Raw genomic sequence first — 7269 nt, 5'->3', positions numbered from 1 at the left:
CTGCATTTGTTTTTGATATTTTTTAGCAGGAATGCTAATTGATGAAATAAACTCTGTTCTTTATCTAAAAAAGTCAAGCATAACTTTTTAGTTGCAATTATTATCGAGATTTTTAAGGATTGTTGTTGTTTTAAATCTAGTATGCTTTTTAAGCATACTAGATTTTTTAATTTATCGATTTGTATTTTGAGAGAAGATTGTAAAACTCGTACCGCTTTCCATAGTCTTAGAAAATTCGTTAAAATTAAAAATTTTCAGTATCTAATAAAAAATAGCTATTCTACTATTGACAAGTATATTTAATTAATTATTATTTAAAGCCGTAAAATATAAAATTTAAGGAGATTAAAAATGAAAGCGGCAGTATTTTATGAAAAACATAAAATTATTGTAGAAGATTTAGATATAAGAGAGCCTAATGATGATGAAGTATTAGTTAGGGTAAAGTATTGTGGTGTATGCGGTACAGATGTTCATATATATGAAGGGGCGAAAGGTTCTACTGATGTTAATCCGCCAAGAATATTGGGACATGAATTTTCAGGACAGGTAGAAAAAATAGGGAAAAATGTAACTAAAGTAAAAATAGGAGATAAAGTTGCAATTGACCCTAATGATTACTGTGATAACTGCTATTACTGCAATAATGCAAAGAAACATCTATGCAATAGTATGACAGCTGTAGGAGTATCTTTAAATGGCGGATTTGGAGAATATGCTATAGTTAAAGAGAATTTAGTTTTTAAGGTATCCGACAGCGTATCATATGAAAGTGCTGCCATGGCCGAACCTATTTCATGCTGTCTTCATGGTATTGATTTGATGAATATTAATCAAGGCGATACTGTAATGATAGTAGGTGCTGGAAATATAGGACTTATTATGATTCAGCTTGTAAAATATAAAGGAGCTGTTAATATTATAGCTGTTGAGCCTGTAGAAAAAAGAAGAGAGAGAGCAAAAAAATATGGTGCTAATATAGTAATAGACCCAGTTAATGACAGTACAGAAAATATATTAAAAGAAAATAATATATTTAATGTTGATAAGGTTATAGACTGTGCAGGAAAAATACAGACGGCAGAATATTCTATTAAGTATGCAGGAAAAGGTGCAGAAGTAATGCTGTTTGGATTAACTTCTCCAGACGATGAATTAAAAATAAAACCTTTTGAACTATTCCAAAGAGAAATTACTATAAAGACTTCATTTGTTAATCCTTATGCTTTTGAAAGAGCTATTCATTTACTTGAAGCAAATATTATAAATGTATCAGATATTATAACTGATATTGTAGAGCTTGAAAATATAAATGATGTATTTACAAAAAAATTATATCTTAAAGACGGAAAAGTGTTGATTAAGGCATAGATTTTAGTTTTAATTAAAAATATTAAAATAAATTAATATAAAAAATTAAGCAGAAGTATACATCAAAGTTACATCTGCTTAATTTTTATATATTCTATTTTTATAGAGTCTCTTCAGCTTCTTCTATTTTTTTATTATTATTATTTTGAATGTTATTTTCACTCTCTTTTATTTTATCTTCTTCAGGTATTCTTTTCATACCATTAGCTAGAAAACCATATACTATATAAACACCTGAACCTATAAGTCCTGCAAATATAGGAGCTTCTACCCAGCCTATATTAAGTTTTAATATAAATATAGTGCTTGTTACCAAACCCACAATCATAGATAAAAGTGCAGATGTAATATTAGCTTTTACAATAGTTCTCATCATTATAGGACCTACAAACATAGCTATAAGTCCTCCTGTTCCTATATACGCTATTTTATTAAGCATTCCCTGAGGGGCAAGATATGTAAGTATAAGTCCCCATACACCAGTAAATATTACTCCAAGTCTGTTAGTCATAGGACTGCTTTTTTCTGGTTTATTTGTAATAGATACTACCAAGTCATGCGAAAGAGAAGAGGCTAGGGCTTGTAAAACAGAACTTATTGTTGAAAGCATGGCAAATAATATAAATAGTATTATCATTCCTCCTATTGCTGGGTGAAGATATGTTGTTAAAAATACTGGCATAGCACTGTCTGGATTTTGTAAATTAGGATTTTTATAAAACATATAAAGTCCTGCTATAGGTACTAAACTTAATATTATTCCCATAGGTGCCATATATAAAGACATTAAAGGTATATTTACATTTTTCTTAAATGACAAGAATCTTACAGACATGTAGGGTAGGGTTGTAGTAAATAAAAATGCATATATAAAAACCAAAAATACACTGTATTTAGCATTACCATAAGGAACAGAAGTATCTGGATTAATAAACTCTGGTTTTATTTCTCCTACTTTTTGAATAAGCTCAAGCATAGGTATATCTTTTACAATAGTTAAATAAACTATTACAGAAGCAATTAACATTCCTATACACATTATAGTATCAGTTATAGCAACAGCTAAAAGTCCTCCTTGAACAGTGAATATAATTATTACAATCATTAATATAATTGAAGCAGTATGTTCAGATATCCCAAGCCATTGAGAGCCAACCAAACCTATAGCTCTTATTTGACCTATTATATAAACAGATAAAAATACAAAGGTAGCAATTCCTCCAAAACCATGAACTATTCTTTTTTGTTTATCACTGCCATGATGAGTTTTAGCAATATATTCTGGTACAGTAAAACCGCCGCTTTCTTCTGCTCTGCTTCTCATAAATCCAGCAAAAAATAAAGTTCCGAAAGTAATAGCAGGGGCAAAAAAGAAATTAGCAAATATCTCTATAGCTCCGTATGCATAAGTCGTACCTGGAGATCCTATAAATCCCCAGCCGCTGTATCCTGTAGCCATCAAAGTGCCTGCTCCAACAAAAGCACCTATTGATTTAGCTCCTAGTAAAAATCCTTCAGAAGCTCCTTCTTTAATTTTTAACTGCGACCAGTAACCTATTGCTATAAGGGCAATAGAAGAAATTATCAATATAATCCAATTTGTAATCATTTTTATTATCTCCTAAATAACTATCTTTTAATTTTTTTTACTATTTTTTAAAGCTCTTAAAATGCAGGCTGTAATAGGCACTATCATAAGTATTACACAGCCGTAAATAAAATAATCCATAAGCCATGAACCAGTCATAATTTACTCCTTTAATATAAATTAATACTTAAAGTAATAATCTATTAATATGTTTTGTTTATTTTAAGTTTTATGAATATTATTAATTATTTTTTTGTAGTAAGAGAGAAAAAATAATTAATTTTTATTTGATAAAATAAAGATATGCTCTATCACCTTAATAGAGCTAATATGTGGTATGATACTTCATTGATAGAAGAAGAATATTTGTTAATGTTTAGATATTTCATTATTAAATACTCCAAAATTGATGCATAATATAAAAAGTTATAAAAATGCTCAATCAAGTAAAACATAACATTTCTACTTATCGTAAGTATACAACTTTTAATTTTTTTGTCAACTAAAAAAAATTATACAATTATATCAATTTAGTATATAATATCGCCATATATTATAAAAACAATTAAATAAAATTAGGATATATTTCATGAAAGAGATAAAAATAACAGATATAGAAAATATCAAAATAGGTAACGCCCAAAATAAAGAAGCAGCAACAGGATGCACAGTTATAATATGTGAGCGAGGTGCTGTTACTGGACTAGATGTTAGGGGAGGAGGACCTGCTTCAAGAGAAAGCGAACTTACAAAACCTTTTGCTTCTACTGAAATCATACATGCTGTACTTTTAAGCGGAGGAAGTGCTTTTGCCCTTGATGCTTCTGGTGGTGTTATGAAGTATTTAGAAGAGAGAAATATTGGTTTTGATGTAGGAGTTACAAAGGTGCCTTTGGTTTGTCAGTCTTGTATATTTGATTTGCGTGTTGGGGATTATAAAGTGCGTCCTGATATAAATATGGCTTATGAGGCTTGTATTAATGCTCAAAATAATAATCCTAAAATGGGCAATTACGGAGCAGGTACAGGTGCCAGTGTTGGAAAAATACTTGGTGCTGATTATGCTATGAAGTCTGGGCTTGGTTTTTATGCTTTACAAGTTGATGATGTTAAGGTGGGAGCTATAGTATCTGTTAATGCTTTTGGCGATATTTATGATTATGACAGCGGTAAAATGATTGCAGGTCTTCTTAATGAAAATAAAGACGGATTTAGAAGTTCTGAAGAGGAGCTTATAAAAATAACACAGAATAATAATTTATCTTTCACTTCTAATAATAATATAGTTACAAATACCACAATAGGAGCTGTAATTACCAATGCCAAGTTTACAAAGTCCCAAATGGGAAAAATAGCTTCTATGGCACATAATGGCTTTGCTAGGGCTATAAAACCAGTGCATACTACAGTAGACGGCGACAGTATTTATGCTATGAGTGTGGGTGATATTAATGCTAGTTTAGATTCTGTAGGAACTCTTGCAGCAATAGTTATGGGTAGGGCTATTAATAATGCTGTAAAAAGTGCTGAGACCTCTTATGGTTTTAAATCTTATAGTGATATAATAAAAAATTAAAAAATTAATTTAAACATTTTATTAAAAACAAACTAGAATTGCTTATTAAATTAGTGCTTCTATTTTTTTAATTTTGCTTAAAAAATATATTTTGGGGTGGGCGGGTAGAATATACTGAAAATTTTTAAGTTTGTCAACTGAGGAACTTTATATATATGTTATCTACTTTTTTGCCGCACAAAAAAGTAGCAAAAAACGCATATGCTGCAGCTTTATATTTAAAAAATATGTATTAAAAGTAGCTTAATACTCCAAATATTAGTAAAAAATGCAGTCTTTCGCGAAGCGTATTCGAGCTTGTTGAGGATATAAGGTTATTTTGTGAAGCCCGCCACTCTGTGTGCCATAGGCAAGCGAAGGCGGGAAAAAGAACAATAAAAAAATTGACAAACTTAAAAATTTTCAGTATAGATTAATAAAAAGCTACTAACAGCAATTTTTTGAAGCATCTTTTTTGATGAAAAAAGTTGATGAAATATTTAATATTGAAAATACTTAAATATTTATAATAATCTTTAATAAATAAAAAGCCACAGTAATTTTTATACTATGGCTTTTATATTGAATATTTATCTTTATTCTTCTGTTGTCTTTTTCTTTTTAGGAGAAGTCACTTTTTTTACACTAGATTTTTTTATTGATTTTACTTCTTCCTTGTTTTCTGCTTTCACTTTAAGAGGAGAATTAAATACTTCTTCTTTAACACTTTTTACTTCTCCCTCTTGATATGCAGAAGGATCTTCAAGTTCATCAGTTCCCCTTTTAGGGTCTTTACCAGCATAAACTAATTTGTCTTTAACTTTATCCAATTTTACTTCGCATATTCTCTCTATATCTTCTATATCAAGAGATTCTTTCTCAAATAATTCTCTAGATAAAGCCTCAAACTTATCAGCATTTTCAGCTATTAATTTTTTAGTTCTTTCGTATGCTTTCATTACAAACTTATGAACTTCTTCATCTATTTTCTGAGCAGTCTCTTCGCTGTAGTCTTTATGTCTTGCTATTTCTTTACCCAAAAATATAGGCTGTTCTTTTTGTCCGAATGATATAGGTCCAAGTCTGCTCATACCCCATTCGCATACCATTCTTCTTGCAAGTTCTGTAACTCTTTCTATATCATTAGAAGCACCAGTAGTAACAGAATCTTCACCGAATTTGAACTCTTCAGCAACACGTCCGCCTAAAAGCAAAGACATTTCATCAATAGCTTTTTTTCTCTGAAGCGTATATCTTCCATCTGGAGGCAATGTCCAAGTAGCACCCAAACTTCTTCCTCTAGGAACTATAGTAACTTTATGTAAAGCATCTGTGTTTTGGAGAAGTACCGCCATTAAAGTGTGTCCTGCTTCATGATAGGCTGTATTTAATTTTTCTTTTTCACTTATTAAAATACTTCTTCTTTCAGGACCCATCATAACTTTATCTCTTGCCTCTTCAAAGTCAGAAAGCTCTACTCTTGATTTATCATTTCTAGCAGCAATTAAAGCAGCCTCATTAACCATATTAGCAATATCCGCTCCAGAAAAACCTGGTGTAGCTCTAGCTAAATGATACAAGTCTATAGAAGGATCATGCTGTATTTTTGAAACATGCACTTTAAATATTCCTTCTCTTCCTTTAACGTCTGGCAAATCAACAACAACTTGTCTGTCAAATCTTCCCGGACGAAGCAAAGCAGGGTCAAGTACATCAGGTCTGTTAGTAGCAGCGAATATTATGATTCTAGTATCTGTATTAAAACCGTCCATTTCAACAAGCATTTGGTTTAATGTCTGCTCTCTTTCATCATGACCTCCGCCATATCCTGCACCTCTAGTTCTTCCTACAGCGTCAAGCTCATCTATAAATATGATACAAGGAGCAGATCTTTTTCCCTGTTCAAATAAATCTCTTACCCTTGAAGCACCAACTCCTACAAACATCTCAACAAACTCAGAACCAGACATACTAAAGAATGGAACATTAGCCTCACCTGCAACAGCCTTAGCAAGTAAAGTTTTACCAGTACCAGGAGGGCCTACTAAAAGTACGCCTTTAGGTATTTTAGCACCTAGTTTTGTAAATTTGCTTGCATCTTTTAAGAACTGTACAACTTCCTGCAATTCCTCTTTAGCTTCTTTACAGCCTTCAACATCTTTGAAAGTTACTTTTACATCTTCTTTAGTAAGAAGTCTTGCTCTGCTTTTACCAAAGCTCATAGCCCTATTATTAGAGCCTTGAACCTGTCTGAACATAAAAAACCAAAGCAAAAATCCTATTAGTATAATAGGAAGCAAGTTTACAAGTATAAGGCTTAAATAACTAGGTTTTTCAGCTTCTCCTCTCACCTTTACATTATTTTCTATAAGCAGATTAACAAAACCGCTTGCAGTAAAAGGTATATATGAGTAAAAGTTTATCTCTGTTATTTTGCCGTTAACAGTTTCAATAGCTTTTCCGTTTCTTATGTTTTGATCTACTATAGTTACCTCTTTAACAACCCCTTCTTTAACTTTTTGTACTACAGTAGAATAATCCCATTCCTCGGCTTTTACCTGAGGTGATTTTTGGAAATACATTATAGCCATTACTACAACCATAGTAAGAAGTAGTATAATGATTATTTGATTTCCGCCTCCGCCAGACTGCGGTATAGATTGTCTTCTATTGTTTTTGTTCTTTTTGCTGTTATTGTTCATGTATTCTCCAAATTTATCTTTTGTATTTATTTATAAAAGTTTTATAAATAAAT

At 31.0% G+C, this 7269-nt stretch carries 4 protein-coding genes; 2 read left to right on the top strand and 2 right to left on the bottom strand.

Annotated features, from left to right (window positions below; translation table 11 throughout):
* Window positions 1-351: 351 nt before the first annotated feature.
* Window positions 352-1371 carry a zinc-dependent alcohol dehydrogenase family protein gene (locus tag F811_RS0104370; RefSeq protein WP_020004069.1) on the top strand — a complete coding sequence of 340 codons (1020 nt, stop codon included), beginning with the start codon at window positions 352-354 and terminating at the stop codon, window positions 1369-1371.
* 100 nt (window positions 1372-1471) lie between these two features.
* On the opposite strand, the gene F811_RS0104365 is transcribed toward F811_RS0104370, so the two are convergent.
* Window positions 1472-2980 carry a sodium:solute symporter family protein gene (locus F811_RS0104365; protein ID WP_020004068.1) on the bottom strand — a complete coding sequence of 503 codons (1509 nt, stop codon included), beginning with the start codon at window positions 2978-2980 and terminating at the stop codon, window positions 1472-1474.
* 568 nt (window positions 2981-3548) lie between these two features.
* Here F811_RS0104365 and F811_RS0104355 point away from each other — a divergent pair.
* Window positions 3549-4535 (top strand): P1 family peptidase, encoded by a 987-nt coding sequence (locus F811_RS0104355; RefSeq protein ID WP_020004066.1) that lies wholly within the window; start codon window positions 3549-3551, stop codon window positions 4533-4535.
* Between the two features lie 575 nt (window positions 4536-5110).
* Here F811_RS0104355 and ftsH read toward each other — a convergent pair.
* Window positions 5111-7216 (bottom strand): ATP-dependent zinc metalloprotease FtsH, encoded by a 2106-nt coding sequence (gene ftsH, locus F811_RS0104345; RefSeq protein ID WP_020004065.1) that lies wholly within the window; start codon window positions 7214-7216, stop codon window positions 5111-5113.
* Between the last annotated feature and the right edge of the window lie 53 nt (window positions 7217-7269).

The sequence above is a fragment of the Brachyspira innocens ATCC 29796 genome (assembly GCF_000384655.1).
In the GTDB taxonomy this organism is placed as follows: Bacteria; Spirochaetota; Brachyspiria; order Brachyspirales; family Brachyspiraceae; genus Brachyspira; species Brachyspira innocens.
This window is presented reverse-complemented; position numbering and strand designations above follow the sequence as displayed.

Coding starts and splice junctions, on each gene's coding strand:
- F811_RS0104370 (WP_020004069.1), top strand. CDS start 352: ATGAAAGCGGCAGTATTTTATGAAAAACATAAAATTATTGTAGAAGAT.
- F811_RS0104365 (WP_020004068.1), bottom strand. CDS start 2,980: ATGATTACAAATTGGATTATATTGATAATTTCTTCTATTGCCCTTATA.
- F811_RS0104355 (WP_020004066.1), top strand. CDS start 3,549: ATGAAAGAGATAAAAATAACAGATATAGAAAATATCAAAATAGGTAAC.
- ftsH (WP_020004065.1), bottom strand. CDS start 7,216: ATGAACAATAACAGCAAAAAGAACAAAAACAATAGAAGACAATCTATA.